Origin of the sequence: Sphingobium sp. Ant17 (assembly GCF_000588875.1) — a bacterium.
GTDB lineage: Bacteria > Pseudomonadota > Alphaproteobacteria > Sphingomonadales > Sphingomonadaceae > Sphingobium.
Window position 1 is genome coordinate 1 of sequence record NZ_JEMV01000082.1, and the last position, 15,649, is coordinate 15,649.

18 protein-coding genes are annotated in these 15,649 nt (G+C 54.8%); all 18 read right to left on the bottom strand.

What is annotated here, in order from left to right:
* The coding region (locus BF95_RS31210) for an IS66 family transposase zinc-finger binding domain-containing protein (RefSeq protein WP_443018412.1) at positions 1 to 327 on the bottom strand (327 nt) is incomplete at its 3' end.
* Complete coding sequence (locus tag BF95_RS31215) at positions 212 to 628, bottom strand: hypothetical protein (protein WP_051520180.1); 417 nt, start codon at positions 626 to 628, stop codon at positions 212 to 214. The genes BF95_RS31210 and BF95_RS31215, both read right to left, overlap by 116 nt.
* A 57-nt stretch (positions 629 to 685) precedes the next feature.
* On the bottom strand, positions 686 to 1,033 hold the full coding sequence (gene tnpB / locus BF95_RS26745) for an IS66 family insertion sequence element accessory protein TnpB (protein WP_200867038.1): 348 nt from the start codon (positions 1,031 to 1,033) through the stop codon (positions 686 to 688).
* A 12-nt stretch (positions 1,034 to 1,045) separates the two neighbouring features.
* Positions 1,046 to 1,417: an IS66-like element accessory protein TnpA gene (gene tnpA, locus BF95_RS26750; protein ID WP_081764259.1), complete on the bottom strand. Its 372-nt coding sequence runs from the start codon at positions 1,415 to 1,417 to the stop codon at positions 1,046 to 1,048.
* A gap of 193 nt (positions 1,418 to 1,610) precedes the next feature.
* Positions 1,611 to 5,501, bottom strand: a complete 3,891-nt coding sequence (locus BF95_RS22060) for a hypothetical protein (protein ID WP_051520181.1) — start codon at positions 5,499 to 5,501, stop codon at positions 1,611 to 1,613.
* 57 nt (positions 5,502 to 5,558) lie between these two features.
* Complete coding sequence (locus BF95_RS29810; protein WP_043154474.1) at positions 5,559 to 5,861, bottom strand: phage tail assembly chaperone; 303 nt, start codon at positions 5,859 to 5,861, stop codon at positions 5,559 to 5,561.
* Positions 5,862 to 5,914: 53 nt separating this feature from the next.
* Entirely contained in the window at positions 5,915 to 6,379 is a 465-nt protein-coding gene (locus BF95_RS22070) for a hypothetical protein (RefSeq protein ID WP_043154475.1), read from the bottom strand.
* A gap of 125 nt (positions 6,380 to 6,504) precedes the next feature.
* On the bottom strand, positions 6,505 to 7,416 hold the full coding sequence (locus BF95_RS22075) for a phage tail tube protein (RefSeq protein ID WP_043154478.1): 912 nt from the start codon (positions 7,414 to 7,416) through the stop codon (positions 6,505 to 6,507).
* A gap of 92 nt (positions 7,417 to 7,508) precedes the next feature.
* Entirely contained in the window at positions 7,509 to 7,928 is a 420-nt protein-coding gene (locus tag BF95_RS22080; protein ID WP_152542884.1) for a hypothetical protein, read from the bottom strand.
* Positions 7,925 to 8,236: a hypothetical protein gene (locus BF95_RS22085; RefSeq protein WP_043154483.1), complete on the bottom strand. Its 312-nt coding sequence runs from the start codon at positions 8,234 to 8,236 to the stop codon at positions 7,925 to 7,927. The genes BF95_RS22080 and BF95_RS22085 overlap by 4 nt, the downstream gene beginning before the upstream one ends.
* Positions 8,233 to 8,589: a hypothetical protein gene (locus BF95_RS22090; RefSeq protein ID WP_043154486.1), complete on the bottom strand. Its 357-nt coding sequence runs from the start codon at positions 8,587 to 8,589 to the stop codon at positions 8,233 to 8,235. Before BF95_RS22090 ends, BF95_RS22085 begins: the two co-directional genes overlap by 4 nt.
* A complete protein-coding gene (locus tag BF95_RS22095) occupies positions 8,586 to 8,960 on the bottom strand; it encodes a hypothetical protein (protein WP_043154488.1) in 375 nt (124 codons plus the stop codon). The genes BF95_RS22090 and BF95_RS22095 overlap by 4 nt, the downstream gene beginning before the upstream one ends.
* An 86-nt stretch (positions 8,961 to 9,046) precedes the next feature.
* The gene (locus BF95_RS22100) at positions 9,047 to 10,003 is read right to left on the bottom strand and encodes a hypothetical protein (RefSeq protein WP_152542885.1); all 957 of its coding nucleotides are present in this window, start codon (positions 10,001 to 10,003) and stop codon (positions 9,047 to 9,049) included.
* Positions 10,004 to 10,118: 115 nt separating this feature from the next.
* On the bottom strand, positions 10,119 to 10,739 hold the full coding sequence (locus BF95_RS22105) for a hypothetical protein (RefSeq protein WP_043154491.1): 621 nt from the start codon (positions 10,737 to 10,739) through the stop codon (positions 10,119 to 10,121).
* Between the two features lie 25 nt (positions 10,740 to 10,764).
* Complete coding sequence (locus tag BF95_RS22110) at positions 10,765 to 11,892, bottom strand: minor capsid protein (RefSeq protein ID WP_081764260.1); 1,128 nt, start codon at positions 11,890 to 11,892, stop codon at positions 10,765 to 10,767.
* Positions 11,892 to 13,109: a DUF4055 domain-containing protein gene (locus BF95_RS22115; RefSeq protein ID WP_235209938.1), complete on the bottom strand. Its 1,218-nt coding sequence runs from the start codon at positions 13,107 to 13,109 to the stop codon at positions 11,892 to 11,894. Before BF95_RS22115 ends, BF95_RS22110 begins: the two co-directional genes overlap by 1 nt.
* Positions 13,110 to 13,411: 302 nt before the next feature.
* Positions 13,412 to 13,858: a DUF2958 domain-containing protein gene (locus BF95_RS22120; RefSeq protein ID WP_051520182.1), complete on the bottom strand. Its 447-nt coding sequence runs from the start codon at positions 13,856 to 13,858 to the stop codon at positions 13,412 to 13,414.
* Between the two features lie 85 nt (positions 13,859 to 13,943).
* On the bottom strand, positions 13,944 to 15,122 hold the full coding sequence (locus tag BF95_RS22125; RefSeq protein ID WP_161774390.1) for a phage terminase large subunit: 1,179 nt from the start codon (positions 15,120 to 15,122) through the stop codon (positions 13,944 to 13,946).
* Positions 15,123 to 15,649: the final 527 nt, after the last annotated feature.

Genomic DNA, 15,649 nt, shown 5'->3' on the forward strand with positions numbered 1-15,649 from the left:
TGGCTGGTGCAGCCCGAACTTGTTGAACGCAAGGCATGCGAGGAAATGCGGGCCAAACATGGCGCGCGGCGTGACGTGAAACGGCGCTGGCGGCTGCGTGATGGTCTGGCACGATCTGCAGGAAAAGCGCTCGCGCACGGTCTCGATGATCTTGTGCTGGGCAGGCACAGTCTCAAGCGCACGAATGACGCTCTCGCCAAGCTTGCTCAGGTTATCCGAACCGCAGCAAGGACAGTTCTTCTCGGCGGGAATAACGACCCGCTCGACGGGAAGACCTGGCGGAAACTCCCGGCGCGTTTTGACGCTTGCGTGTGAAGGCTTCGACAGTGGTCGTTTTTTTTTGCAGCGCCTGCTGCGCAGCGATCTCATCTTCGGTTGCAGTGGCCTCTAGCTCTTCGAACTCGAGTTCCATCTGGTCGATCAGGCGGCGCGAACGCTCCGAAGATGGTCCGTGCAGCGCGCGACGCATCTTCTCGTTTTGCAGCTCAAGATGGGCGTTGCGGGCGATCAGATCAGCGTTGATTGCCAGGACGCGGGCGGCATTGGCCTCTGCCTCGACGGCGCGCAGATCCGCGCGGGCAACGGCCTCGCGCAGGTCTTGCATATCGCGGGCCGAGAGCGTCTCCATCGCCGGAATCCCTAGCAGAATCGGCCCTGAGCCCGAAGGAAAATCGCCAGAAAAATGCTACCCAACTTTGCTCGGACGCCAGGCTTTCTGCGGGTTGCGCCAGTCAATGCCCTCTAGCAGGCAGGCCAGTGCCGAGGCCGAAATCGGCACCGTACCGTCCTTCGCAGAAGGCCAAACAAAAAACGCCCCCTTCTCGAGCCGTTTTGCATATAAACGACATGCCGAAAATCGTCGTGCCACAAAAATCTTGATCAATGATCCGCTGCGCCCCCCGGAAAAATGTACAGATCCCCCTTGATGAGGATCACGCTTCAGACTTTCCTGAACCTGCAGCGCCAGACCGCGCATGCCACGTCGCATGTCTGTGTGACCCAGCGCGATCCAGATCTTCGCATCGCTCGGCACGGGGATCATCCTTCAAGCCCCCGCCAGCACCCGAAGCAGCGCGGCGACATCGACGTCGCGGTCGACGATGATCCGGCGGCCATTGCCGCAAACAATCTCCATCTGGCCGCGTGACGACGGAACTGGGCAATCAGGGGTCACAACCACCGGCGCAAAGCCGGATATCCCTCTGGAAATCTGCGGAAATAGCCGTCTGCGCCAATCATAGATCTGGGATGGATCAACATCATGGCGCCGCGCTACCGTCAAAACTGAAACGCCGCGCTGAAACGCCTCCTCTACGATCCGTTGCTTTGCGTCATCGGTCCAACGCCTACGCCGGCCCGTCTCCAATACATCCAGGCGACGAACGCCCGGAAACACATCGCTGATTATCTCATCCATGCCCGCGCAATGCGCCGGCTACATCCGACCGACAATGCGGCCGCTACCGGAGGCGTACATATGACCCGCACCATCATTGAGTGCGAGAACGCCGGGATTGGTTGCGATGGCTTTGCGATACTCCTGTAAAGCGAACAGCGCGTGATCTGTATTCTGGACTGACATTGGGTTCTCCTGTTATGTTTTATTTACGTCAGTTCGCATTAAGCAGGACGCCGTTTTGTCCGGTTAAGGTCTGGGTGATTTGACGGCTACCAGTCAGCGCATTTGCGATGATCTCTAGATACTGGTTGCTCGTGTTGATCGCCTGTGTCTGGGTTTCGATTGCTGCTGTCTGTGTCTCGACCGCTGCCGTGGTGCCTTCTGCGCCACTGGCTTTGTTGAACTCGCCGGTTACGTTGCCGATTGCGCTTTCAGTCAGTGCGGTCAGATCACCAACGATGCCCTGATAAGCAGAAGTCTGCTTGCCGTAGATGTCGCCTGCTTGCCCCAGAATGTCTTGAACGAGTGTGTTGAACTCATTGGTATCGACTGTTCCACCCTTTGCGAGCGTCTGACGGAACTTATCCAGTTCGCCCATATCCTCATTCAAGAGAGCCAGAGCCGACTTGCCTGCGCCTTCACCCTTCAATAGCTTGAGGGTGTCATTGAAGCCGGTTAGCTGGTCGTCCAGTATCTCTTTCAGCTTGATGCTGCGATACTGCTCGACATTCGCCAAGTCTGCCGCCGAAGCACCTGCGGCTTTCATCTGCTCAGTCAGAGTGTCGATGTCTTTGACAGCTTCATCGACTGCGCCCTTGATCGGATTGTTGAACTTCGCCAGTGCGTCAAGAATGCTCTCATAGGACTTTGCGAGGCTCAACGCTTGCTCGTCGCCGTTGGCGCTGATGACCATCTTCGAGAATTCACTGATGCCGGTCAGGATACCGTCCTGTAGGGCGACCTGAATGGCGTATGCGATTGCCGCCTCTGCGTCGTCGCCAAAGTCCGTTACATCGCTATATTTGCCTTTGAGCTTGCCGGTTCGTCCTGTGTCACTGACGCGCCAGTCCTTCTTATACATGCCGATCGACACAGAAGGGGAACCGGTGAGTGTCGCGCCCAATTCTGCTGCGATGCTCTGTAGGCCGCTGATGACCGAACCGGCTGCGCCGCTGGCATTATCCTTCCTTGATGTGCTGTTGCCCTTGAGGCTGCTCACACCAAGTTCGCCACCGGCAAGCTGGCCGATGCTGGCTGTGCCGTATTTGGTCTTTTTCAGCAGGCCGCCGATTGTGCCGCCGAGTAGGGAGCCGATGGCCGATCCGATTGGACCACCAAAGCTACCCAGTGCGCCACCGATCTGCGACCCTGTGGTGCTGAACTTGCCCCAAAGCATTTTGCCGACACCAGCAATCTGGCTACCCATTTGCGCGCCAGCCATTGCCCCGCCGACCGCGCTGCCGATGCCCTTTACGAAGCCGCCGCCCTTTGCCGGGTCGAACGCATCCTTGAACGAGCCAAAAGATGTGGAGAGGGATTTCAGCGGATCGCTGAATACCGACTTGATGCCCTTGCTGCTGTTACCGAATAGCTGATCGTTGAAATTGGACGCGCCACCCTGAACCGCAGAGCCGAAAGCGTTATTGGTGATCTTGCCATCTGCGCCGACTGTCTTGCCGAGCAGATTTGCGATGCCACCAATAACGCCTCCCCTAGAGAAGTCGCCATTCGCGGCTGCGACCATATCCTGAATGGCCTGGCCTATTTTGCCGAACGCTGTGCCCCACTTGCCGCCGATCTCATCGCCAAGGTCAGATATCGTCTGACCCCAATGGTCACGCATGACATCAGCGCCCTTGGACGCGGCGTCCGCAATGCCCTGTAAAATCTCGTCGCGGACCTTGGCTGACATCTGACCAGTGGAAACAGCGTAATCGAGCGCCGCGTTCTGGAACGCTTGTGTCTTGGCCAACTGATCGCTGTTGAATGTCTTGCTGTATTTTTCAGCGAGCGACTTGGCCGTGTCGAGCATCTTACCCTGCTTGGCCAATTCTGCGGTTTCAGCCGCACGAGCGCGAACGCGATCCATCAACGTGGCAAGGGTCGCGTCATCAATGACGAGATTATCTTTCAGGATACCGGCTTTGAACTCCAAGCCAGCTTTCTCGACGGCAAGCTGCTCGTCGGTCATTCCCTTCAATTTGCTCTGATGAAGTGCCTGCTCAACGCCAAGGTCGAGCATGGCTTTGCGATGCTCTTCCTGCGCGGTCTGAATGAATGTGTTGGCTTTGGTCTGGTCAAGTAATGTCGAGAGACGGGATTTCTCATCAGTGGTGATGTCACGGCCAACGAGCTTCTGATATTCAAAGACCTTCGCTTGCTTTTCACGCTCCTGCGTATTGAGCTTCGAGAGGGCTAATTCCTGCTCTAGTCCCTTCCAGAACTCTTCTTGTTGCTTGGCCTTGTCGGCAGCATCGCTATTGCTTTTACCCTTATCAGCAGTCTTTTTGCCATCGCCCAGTGCCGCGAAGTCGATGTTGCCAGCAGCGCCGATGCCTGATGCTTGGTCGATCCACTTCTGATTGCCCTTCTTGTCACCGTAGATTTTTCCAGCGCCATCCCAGACAGCCCCGGCGACCTTCCTGGTGCGCTTGAATGACAGGTCGATATTGTCGAAGCCCGTGAAGTCTCCGGTCATCGCTTTGGCAATGGCAGCGCCGGTTTGCGAGAACATGGCCTTGATTTCAGCCAATGCGACGGCGAACACGTTGGGCAGTTGGTTGGCGATGAACTCGCCTGCGCGCAGGATACCCACGAGCGCCTGACCTGCGGACTGGCCAGCTTCACCAAAGCTCGGCATCATCCAACCAAAGAGAGCAGCAAAGCCCTTCTGGATCAGATTTACGACGAAGCTGGCTGTCTGGCCGATATAGCCGAGGACCGAACCAACGACCTTGCCAGTGATGGAAAACACCGTGCCGATATAGCTGCCCGCAACGGCCAGCTTTTGAAGAAGCGTGGTTGCCCCTTCTGCGCCGCCGAACTGGACCGTGAATAGCTGGGCTACGCCTTTGCCGACTTCCCAGATGCCGTTTAGCAGGCCACCGAAGATATCCATCAGGCCCGACACCAGCGGCGTCACCGCGCCGATGCCTTCTGCGAGGGCGTTTGTCATTTCCTTGACGGTCTGGCCAAACATGCCGTCACCAAGGGTCGCCATGAGCAGGAAGAACTTGTCTTCCAAGTTCGCAAAAGCGCCGTTGAGGGTGTCCATTTGACGGGCCATTGCGCCGCCGAAATTGGTAGCTCCGATGCCGACGAGGTATTTCTGAATTGCGGTCGCGTTCTTGCCGACTGTTGTGGTGACGCCTTGGAAGGTGAAGGCGACCTTATCGCCCTCTTGCTTGGCCTTGATGCCAAACTCCTTCAAACGCTCGAATTCGCCGGTCACGGCATCCGCGACGGCTTCGATCATCTGGCTCATATTCTTGCCCATTGCGGCAGCGGTGTTGCCGTAGGACATCATGATCGCTTCGGACGTGGCTAGACCGAGTGCGCGTAGCTTGGTGAAGCCGTCAACGGACTGGCTCAAAGAGAAGGGGGTTTTATTGGCGAAGCTGACCAGCCCCGCCCACGCGCTTTTCATCAGCGTCGTGGATTTGACCATCGTGAGCAGATTGGCTTGGAACTTCTCGACCTGAGCAGCGGCTGAAATACCAGCAGCGCCAGCGGCCAAGAATGCGACCGTGATACCACCGATGATACCGGGAAGGCCCAACGACATGAGCGCGCGCCCGGCTTGCGTGAACATGCCGACCTTACCAGCGCTGTCGTTGGCTGCTGATCCGACTTTGCCCAGCAGACCAGCATTCTGTTCAAGGATGCCTGCAAGACCTTTGCCGTGAACGGTCGCACCATCTAGGAATGTGGTGAACTTCTTGCCTTTGCCCGACGCACTAGAAGAGGCAGAGCCGACGCCATTGATGCTGTCTTGAGTGACACGAGCCTGCTTTTCAGCCTTGGACGCTGAACCCACAATATCGTTGAGAGCCTTGTTGATACGATCAGCCCCGGCCTTTGCGCCAGAGCTGTCTATGCTCACTCGAATTGTTCTCGCAGTCTCCACACCATAACCCCACCAATCAGCGCCTTATAGTGATTATTTACCGCCCTTCTTCGCACCCTTGGTGCTGGCTTTTGCGCGCTCCGCTTCGATAGTCAGATAGGCGTTGTCGAGTTCCCTGATGATGCGTTTGAATGCCCATTGCTCGCGCAGAGTTAGTCGCAGAACTGGCTTTTCTGAGTAGGCTTCGATCTTGCTCACAGGGATGGGTCTTGCGCTCATCCCGTCATGCCGTTCAGAACTCAATTCCCAGAAAGCATCATAGTAGAAGTCATGTTCCTGACGAGGCGAGGACGAGAGCAATTCAATAAGCCTCTCGTCGGAGGGGTTGGCGGCCACATCTTTGAGAAGTTGTGCGCCGCCTTTAACCTGATACCACCTCAGGAACTCAGTTAGTTTTTTGCGATATCGCCTGCGTCAATCATAGGATCAACTGCGTCGTCCTCATCAGGAGCATCGACCAGTTCCTCTTCTGCCTTGAAGTTGTCGATATCGCTGGCCTGTGAAACAAGCTCACTGAATACGAACAAGCCGATTTCAGTCTGGGTCAGGAATTCAAACGCAACGTCCTTATTGAAAGCTACAGGGCCGTTCTCATCATTGATGTCCTTCCAGCCAAACATGGCCAGATGAACAAACTGATGAATGACCTTTTCCTGATCCGTCTTGAGCAGCTTGATCGTCGCCTTGTGGGTGCGCTGATAGCGTTCACGGGCGACCTTGAAGAATGGGCTGTAGGGATCATAGCACTTCACATCGAAGGTGCCGTAATAGACGCCGTTCTCATCAATCGCTACACTGACGCCCTTATCGGCGAGTGTCTGATCGTAACGGCTTGGGGTAACGAAATTGACCATTATTGTGTTCTCCTTCTAGTCATCGCCACTATTTAGCCAATAAATAGGAGGGTAAATCATGGTGTTGGGCAGACCGTTTCCAGCCTGCCCAACTGCTCTGTCGTTGATGAAGGAGAACTACAGAGTTATACCAGCTTCTCGATAACGAGGGCTGTGCCTTCGGTGCTGTCGTAGGCACCGGTGACCACAACGCTAATCAGCATGTCATCTTCGGTCACGTCTTCTGGAATGGAAGCCTGACCGTAAACGGTGAACCTGCGACCATAGCCTGCGATACCTAGATCAAACGAGAACTCCTGCTTGTCGCCAGTGAAGAGTGCCGCATAATCAACGCCGGTTTCGCGGTAGAAGGTCAGATTGTAGGTTACGGCACGAGCGCCGGAAGCCGCAAAGCCCACAGGAGCGTCGCTGGACAACACATTGCGTGGAGTGCGGGACTGCTCAACCGACAATTCCAGTTCAGTGAACTTCAATGCGGTCGATCCACCGACGGTGACATTCAGGACTTCGTGACCAAGGAATTCATAGGCAGCATCGTCAACCGGGGTTGCGGTGTGGGTGCCAGTGATTGCGCTTTCGTCAACCTGCTTTGCGCCGCTGAAATCGAAACTCAGGGTTACGGCTTCGGCTGCTGTTGCGGTTAGGGTGAAGTTGGTTGGAACGCAACCGGTGCTGACCTTGAATTCATTGTTGGTCAGTTGGCTGATGTGCGAGAAGGAACTATCGGTCTGACCGGCCTTCAATACGTTGCCAGCATACTTGCCGCTGACTGCGCCTTCCATGAGGAAGTCCATGAAGGGAGCGCAGATAGCGTTGAATTCGAGGGAGCCGCTTACGGACTGATTGCCACGACGCGAACCATTCGCGTTGCGACCTGGCTTGATCGTGTCGCTCTCGACATTGCCACCGTCTTTGACAGGTAGGCTATCGCCAGCTTTGCGGGGAATATCATAGCGTGGGCCGGTTGTGGCCAGAACGCCGAATGTATCTTCGGGAATTAGGGTGACTTTTACGTCCGACGAACTGATGAAAGGCATCTACATCTCTCCATATCAATTGAAACACAGGAGGCTGTGTGCCTCGTGCTGATATTTACCGAGAGCAGTGCCGAGAGGCGTTTTGGACGCCTTTATGAAGCGCGCTTGGAGCGCCAGTAGATCAGCAGATTAATTCGCAGATACTTGTCATCTGGAACGCGCTGGACGTTGAACTTGTGAACCTCCGTTTTGAAGTCATCGCTACGCCAGCCCTTGAACGCGGTCATGCCTAGATCAGCGATGTCCCATGCGTTCAATTCGTCTGCCTGAATGACGAGGCTCTTGGGCTGATTGATCTGTAGTGTGGCGATGCCCACCTGCTGCCAGACATTGCTACTGCTCACAGTGAGAAGCGTTGAGGCATCTGGATTGAATGCGAAAACTGCTGACAAGGCGTTCTCGTCAATCTCGTAGTCGTCGTCTGCGATGTAGAATGAAAGGTCAGGTGCCGATGCCGCGAGTGATAGGCGCATCTTCCTGTTAAGTGCTATTCTATCCTGACTGAGCATCATGCGCCCCCATTGCTTGAGTATCGTTCGACCACATTCTCCACGAAGTTGGCCGGGGCTTGAGAGGAGGAGCCATCGTTTAGCTTGCCAATGTAGGCGACCTGATTTTCCACGACACCTTCCTCAAATGGCTTTGCTGGCGCAGTTGCGTGCCATCCACGTCGAGCAGTGCCATCTTTGACTGGGGTGGCCAGAATGAGGTCGCGTTGAACGTCAAATGTCGTTTTCTGAGCGTAGTCGAGAAGCTGTTGCTCAGTTAGGGCCACATCTGTTGCGATGTTCCTCTTCAAATCACTGAAATCTATTTTCATGAGCCTGACCCCACTATCGCGATCCAGCCAATCGGGATGCCATCAGGTTCGTCGGCTTCGACCGATCCAACGCGATATGATTTGCCCGCAAGCGTGATGACATCACCGGGCAGTGGTTCGAACCACATATCGAACGCGGTTGCTTCCGCTTTGCCGCCACCCTCAACGGTGATCTTCACGGTGCGCTTGGCGACATTCACATTATGTGGAGTGACCGTCTTGCTCGACACCTTGCCGGTATCGGGGTCTTTGATGCCGCCAGTCGTGCGCGTCAGGATCGCAGGGACGCCAAAGGTCGCCTCAATCTCGCTACCCGGCCCTACAGCGGCCCTCAAATCCGAATAAACGCTCATCGGCTGCTAATTCCGAACGAGATGCCCCTTGGCTGCGCGGTTGCGCTGAATGGCGCTAAAAGGCCGGATATTACGGGGTATGGATCAGCAGGGGTGTCGGCAAATTCCTTCTTCACGCTTGCGCCGGACGCGGCTTTAATCTCGCTGCTGATCAGCGCGGCGGTCACGGCGATAGGGAAGGGTGCCTGTGCGGCGAGTAGCGCAATACCAAGGATCAGGCGTTCTGATGGCTCGTCGGCGTTCAGGATCGTTGACGGGATGCCATAGACGCCAAGGGCATAGTCCAAGGCTTCGTGAAGCTGCGATGCCTCAACGGCGTCTTTGCCACGAGCGGCTAGGACCACGTTAATCTGTAAAAGGGTAATGGCCATTGGATACCTCGCGTCTGTTTGCGAGGTATTTACCGCTCATGGGAAAGCCCCAGCGCAGAGCGCTAGGGCCGTCCTGTTGTGGGCTATTAAGCGCCGGTGAAAGTCAGGAAGCGAAAACCAAACTGTGCGTCAGGAGCAACCTGTTCCCAGCTTGCGGCTGCTTCGAGGACAGTCTTAACCTGAGCAGCAGAAGTTGGGATACCGCCTTCGTAGGACATGCCCTGAGGGAAGATCGTGCGCGAGAAGCGGGAGTGAAGGATATCACCACCACCGCCGTTCGCGCCGTTCGCCTTGCGCTCGATTTCAAAAGCCTGCTGGGCAGTGCCTTCTCCGTAGCCAACAGAGCCGGTGCGACCAACGATCACTTCGTCGTCGGTCAGCTTGTTGGTCTTGAGCAAGGTGAAGCCCTGATAAGTGGCAAAGCGGGTGTTGACGTCCGAAGGCGCAACAAAGCCATCATTCTTAGCCTGTAGCTTCGCATATCGACCGTGGCTTACTGCCATGACGTTGAACAGCGAGGACCACTCTTCGCCAGTTGCGATTGCGTCATAGATCGCTGCCATGTCCCAATCGGTAGCAACAGTGTGCGTGATTGCTGTATTGGCAGCAAGAGCAGCACGAGCGCCGACTAGGGTAGAGAAGAACAGGGACTTGGTGATCGCATTACGATGACCGGCCAGCGCAGTAGCCAGATCGCCCTGCTTACCATACTGAGTGACAATCTGGGTCAGGTCAGTGGTCGCCAGCGCATAGTTGAGATCAAGGCGCATTGCGTTGTAGGTGCTGCCCTCAATCGAACCAACGTCGCCTTCCTGATTGATATTGTCGGTGGTGACGTTGAATGCTTCACCGGAAATTGGCTTGAGATAGTCAAGCGTGACCTTGCGAGGTCCGCCGTTGGCAAGCGCCTGAACTTCTGCGCTGGTAGCGGTCAAGCCGGACTGAACTAGCTCATTGGTTTCCTGAGCAATGACCGAGACGCGAACGTCCATCTTGCGTTCCGAACCAGCTAGACCAGCAATTGTGGTGTTCGTGATTGTCATATTCTTTTCTCTCCTTACGGACTGTTTTCACGGCCCGTTACGAAGAGCCGGGAGAGCGTTTCTGGCTCTCCCGGATATTTACCAATGTGGTTGTGTGGACCTTCTCTGGACGCCCTTAGACGCGGAGGTCTGGACGGTTGATCTTATCAGCAATTGCGTTGCGCTCTGCGTCGGGCAAAGCATCAAACTCATCAAACTCTGCGGGTGTCTGTGGTGCCTTCGTCCACTTGCTTGCCGTTGTGCCGTCAAAGCCAGTAGAGCCACCGCCGCTGTTGTCTGGTGCGCTGGTGTAGCGCTTGCCTGCGCCAGCAAAGTAGGCTTTACCAAAGTCATCCGGGGATTGGTCTTGAATGGTCATCTGACCATCGGCATCTAGAGCCATCATGCTCTTGATGTAGGCAGATACCATCGGAGCATCATCAGGCTGGACCTTATGTGCGATCAGCAGCTTTGCGATTTCCGTTTCAGCTTTGTATGAATGAAAGGACTTGGTGGCATCAGCGGCTTTGCCGTTGGCCTTTTCTAGATCACCAGTTAGCTTTGTGATTTGGCTCTTGAGACGGGTTACTTCGTCCATGTTAGCATTAGCTGCGTTCTCTTCGGCTTCCGTCTTTTCGCGTTCAGCAGCTTCGGCTTTGCGCTTCCACTCATCGCGTTCACGCTTGAGTTCAGCATTATTCTTTTTGAGACCCGATGTGTCCTCGGACGAGGTTTCGGTGGTTGTTTCAGTGGTCATATAATTCCTCTCAGGCCCAGCCTGTTTAGGGGTGCGGCCCTGCCGCGTGTTCGCAACGGCCCAACCGTTGCCTTCTATTTACCGCTGTCAGTCGAGGGAGAGGCGTTTTGCGTAGCTGCGCGAGTGACAGGACAGTCCCGTCATCACGGATCAGGTCAGGCAGTTTCAATTTGCCATCACGGAACATCTGAGCGCGGACTGGACCAAGAATGTCGTCCTGTGTCGCGGCTCCCTTCTTTGTGAGCCAATCATCAAAGCGCAGATCACCAGCGATCCTGCCGTCTATGCTCGCACGATCACCGGGCGGCACGTCATCGAGGTCTAAGCCCATTTCGCGGTAGGACTTGGTGACAGGGAGGGAATGAGATCGGCATCCGATATGCCGTGGGGGCATTGGGCCTTCGCCAATGGGAAAGACCTGGCCTGACAATGCCGCACAGGTAATCGTCGTGCGGCTGTCAAATGTGGCCAAAAACTGCCACCCACGGACCACGTTGGAATTTGCCGCCCATGTGGATTGAGCCGCCACGTTGCTTACGTGCGCAGTTGCGGTTCGCACAATGGATTGAGCAGAACGGCGGCTAATATCTAGGATGCCGTCACGATAACCGTTGGCCTTGGTTCCCCTGACGCGCCGCACTATGGCGTCGGTGCCTTCACCAGCGACCATGCCTGTGCGAATTTCGGCTTCGATGCGTGTAATGCGGCCCGCTTCCATGCCGTCTGTCCAACTCTTGAGCAGATGGCCTTCCATGGGGGAGGTCGTAACAAGGGAGCGCAGCAGGGCAGGGGCAGGGACCGTTGCGGCTATCTCGATGGGTAGCGCTTTGGTGAGGGTCGATGCCTGAAAGTCAGCTTCAACGATCGCAAACTCGACCAGCTCGTCGGTCAAGGTATTTGCGACCTTCTTGTAAACCGCGCTGTTTATGACGCGCAGATCGGCCAGCATTTCTTTGATGCGCTTGGTCGTCGCAGGGCCAGTATCGAAGCCGCGTTCGGCAATTCGCACGAGGCGGACGGCCAGTTTATCGAGCAAATCCTGATCGGCGCTATTGAGCAGGGCCACGATATCGGCAGCAAGCCCACGGCTATAACGCTGGGCGTCAACGGCATGGCGAATTGCGGCATCTTGTAGCCGCTCATTCACAGACATTATTCAGCCCCGGTGTCGGATGTCGATGGCAGGGCTAGAGGTAGGTCGATGACTTCTGCGTCGATCTCTGCCTTATGGGCTTCCCACTTGAGCGTATCATCCTGCCAGCCACCAGCGCGAAGGGCATAGAAAGCCTCCTTCTCGGTGTAGAGGCCAGCAGCCTTCAAGTTACGAATTTCGGTAACTTCCTGAGGCGTCAGCTTCGCCGGGACGAGATCGACATTCAGGGTAAAGCGGGTTTCGGGATCATTCTTTGATGCTGCGCCCATCCACCACGACAGCCAGCGCAGGACTTCTTCCATGTCCTTTGCGACCGAATTGGTGAGAGTGACAATTGCCGCGTTTTCGGAGGTGCGACGGATAGCCAATGCTTCTGCGGCTTCTGGTGCTGCCTTCTCGTCCTGTAGAATGCGGGAACCAAGTGCCGACATCTGGCTCTTGAGTTCCTTTAACTGCTCACGGATAGCCACGACGCTGGTGCCTGAGAATTCGAGGAAGTGGACACCGGCTTGCTGACCTTCACCACCTGCGCCATGAATTTCCCAGATATGATCTGAACCCGCTGGATAGATGTTCGGGATTGGATTGCCTTCTTCGTCCTTCCTCTGAGCGGGATTAACGACGACCTTTTGTGGACCGGCGCAATTGAAGAGCGCAGACGCATGATCGCCCTCTAGAATGTAGTGGTTACAGTTGACGTTCACCACGTCATCGAGCAGCGATTTAGAGGGCCAGCGATCCTTCTTCTTGGTCGTCACCAGTTTGAATGGGATGAAGTCCAGTGGCTTGCCATCACGGGTTGGAACGACAGTGCGGACCTTGTATTCACCCTTGCCATCTTCACGCTCGTAGATCGTAACGGTGTAGATGCCGTTGAGCAATTGTAACTCACGATAGGCGTTCTCACCGTCACTGAGTTTCATGTAGTTGAATACCTGCTTGCCACCCACACGACCGACGCGATGATCTAAGATGGCTTCGAAGGGATAGAGAACCAAGAAGGGGTGATAGCCAAGATCAATAGCGTTCGCTCCGTTGAGGTTCGCTGGCTTGTCTGCTTCCGATGGAGCATCAACGCCGATCATTGTGTAGTTGGTTTGAAGCGTCTCGCTGATCAGCTTCTCACTGTACAGTTCGATGCTCTCCATATCATAGGTGATGCTATCCTTGATGACGCTGACTGTTGGGCTTACCAGCACGGGGTCTTCTTGGAACACGAGGCTCAAGCATCCGTCTAAAAACGCGAGCAGCGGCAGGGAAGAAAGATGTCCTGCGTAGGAAGTTCTTGAAGGGCTGACCCCTTGGGTCCATGCCGACACTGGGAACAGGCATGTAGAGGTCGAGAGCGGCTTTAACGGCATTTTCACCGGCTACGAAATCTCGGACCTTCTTAACTTGTGGAGCGTGGCGACTGAGCCTGTCGCTCTGTATGTTTTGTTCTGTCATGCGGCACCTGAAATTGTTGTTCAGGTATTTACCGATGAGTATGTGGGGCTACTCGTAGGCGTAGGAAAGCGTATCAGTGGAACTGATAAGTAGATGTGGCCAAAGAGCTTAGGCCACTCCTAGTAGGGAGCCAGTGGATCAGCGTAGGGTCCACTGGCTCTTTCTCGTTACAGCAGAAGCAATCCACCGTTCCGATTTGCCATCTTGCATAATCGCCGATTGTCATTGTCGGTTGGAATGTGGTGTCCTGGACGACCTTCAACCCGTCTATATCTAGGTCGAGAAGTTCATCTAACCAGACCGAACCGAGTTCCGCGCAATGTATTTGGCAAAGCCCGAACGCAATAAAGTCCTCGTCCAGTTCACTGAGTAACCAGAGGCAATGAGTGTAGGGGATATGGAGTTTCACCACCGGCATGAATTTGATCTCTTTGGCAGTCCCTTGGACCGGGCGCTGCGCTTGTCGATTTATGACAAGCTGTTGAAGGTCTTTTTCGCGGATGAGATTGAGATATTTCATAATGTGCCTGTCTCCTGTGACTAATTGGCACAAGAAAACAATGCGTCTTATGGAATGGAAATCAACCGTTCAGGTGATTATCTGGTCAGCGATAGTACCCTTGTTGAGGCACACTCGTGTAGGTCACAGGACCAGAGGTGTTGCCGATTTGGAAGAGCCGCCAGAGCGCCCACACCGCAGCATCAAGGCGGTCAGGGGAACGATCTTTCTTCTCAGGGTCGAAAGCGCACATCTGGGTTTCCAGTTCACTCATTTCGCCTCCAACGTGATGGACACGGCCCTCACGATATTTGTCAGCAATCGGCTTGGCGCGCATCTGTTTGCTACGGGATGCCCAGACAGGATTAACACTCACATTGTTGCGCGCTTGGTAGATGACCTTCTTGACCAAATCACCGCCGTTGTTTCGTTCGGCAACAATCTCGTCCGCTTCGAAATCATCATAGGCTTGAAGCACGTCCTGTTCCCAATCATGCTTACGGACTGATCGATCGGCCAAAACATAAGCATGGCCATCAAAGGTGATGCCTGCGACCACGATGCCCGTGTAGTCGCTATTCTCATGCGCGGTCACGGCAGGGTCAACACCGACCACAACATGCTTGAAGCGCAGTTCCGATAGATCGCCATAAAAGCGGTTATCGTTGATATGCTTCTTCGGGAACAGGGCGTTGGGATTGCTGGATTGCCAATTGGCATAAATGAAGCGTTCTTTCCATTCCGGCGACTGGTCAGCGTTGCGTCTGATATACTCCTGATCGTCAGTGATCATCTGATGATAGGCATAATCCTCAGGGTGCTGTAATGGTGCCTTCGTGAGTGGATGAATGCCCAGCACGAACAGCTTGTAATCCCAGTCATCAAACGTGTCTGGGTTACAGTCGAAGAGCATACGATGCTTGAGTGGTATGCCGGTGGTTTTGTGGGGTATCTCGCCATAGAGACGACCTCTAAGGAACTCTACGTCCTGATATTCGAACTCACTGACTTCGTTCATCCATATTGACTGATATTCACTTCCCAGTTCACGATCTCGGTTGTGTTCATCAAGGCCACCAAAGGATATCACAGAGCCGTTGGGGAACGTCACAGACAGCGCAGACTTGTCGATGCTCTTGCTGAGATAGCCCGATAGCCCAAGGGCATTCATGGCTTGGAATAGCGTCAGCTTGAACAGGTTACGTTCGCAGGCATTTCGATTGCGACGGAAAACGCCATGGCGGCTACCCGGATATTCCTCGCAGAGCAGCAAGATATAGATCATGTAGAGCCACGATTTGCCTACACGACTGGACCCGGCGGCAAGCACATTCGGGACGTTGCTCTGTAGCAGTTTGAGCAAACCCTCTTGAGGCTTTCTCAGTGTGAATGTCGGTGCCGCTGGTGCGGATGATGTCGCGGGCTTCGCGGTCTTTTGTCGTTTCTTGCCATCGGGGTATTTACCCGAGAGCAATGTGTCGTTTCTGGATGCCTCCAAAGACTGTTAGTCTGTCAACATCAAAGAGGTGATATGTCTGGCGATAAATTGGATGATTGCCGCGTCAGACGACGCAATACAGTGTGGGCAGCGAGGTGCTGCTACACATTGGAGTAGATCAAATGACCAACTGGAAGCAGATCGTTAAGGCGGTAGATGGTTCGGACTTTTCCTCGTCGAACAAGGCCACACCCCCGCGAACGCTTTTATCGGCAATCTGCGCTCACAGCTTGCCCCTCTTTCAAAAGATAGCGCGAAAGGCCCGGTAAGCGGCATTTTCGATATCAAGGGGCGAGAAGATCAAGTTCAGCGCT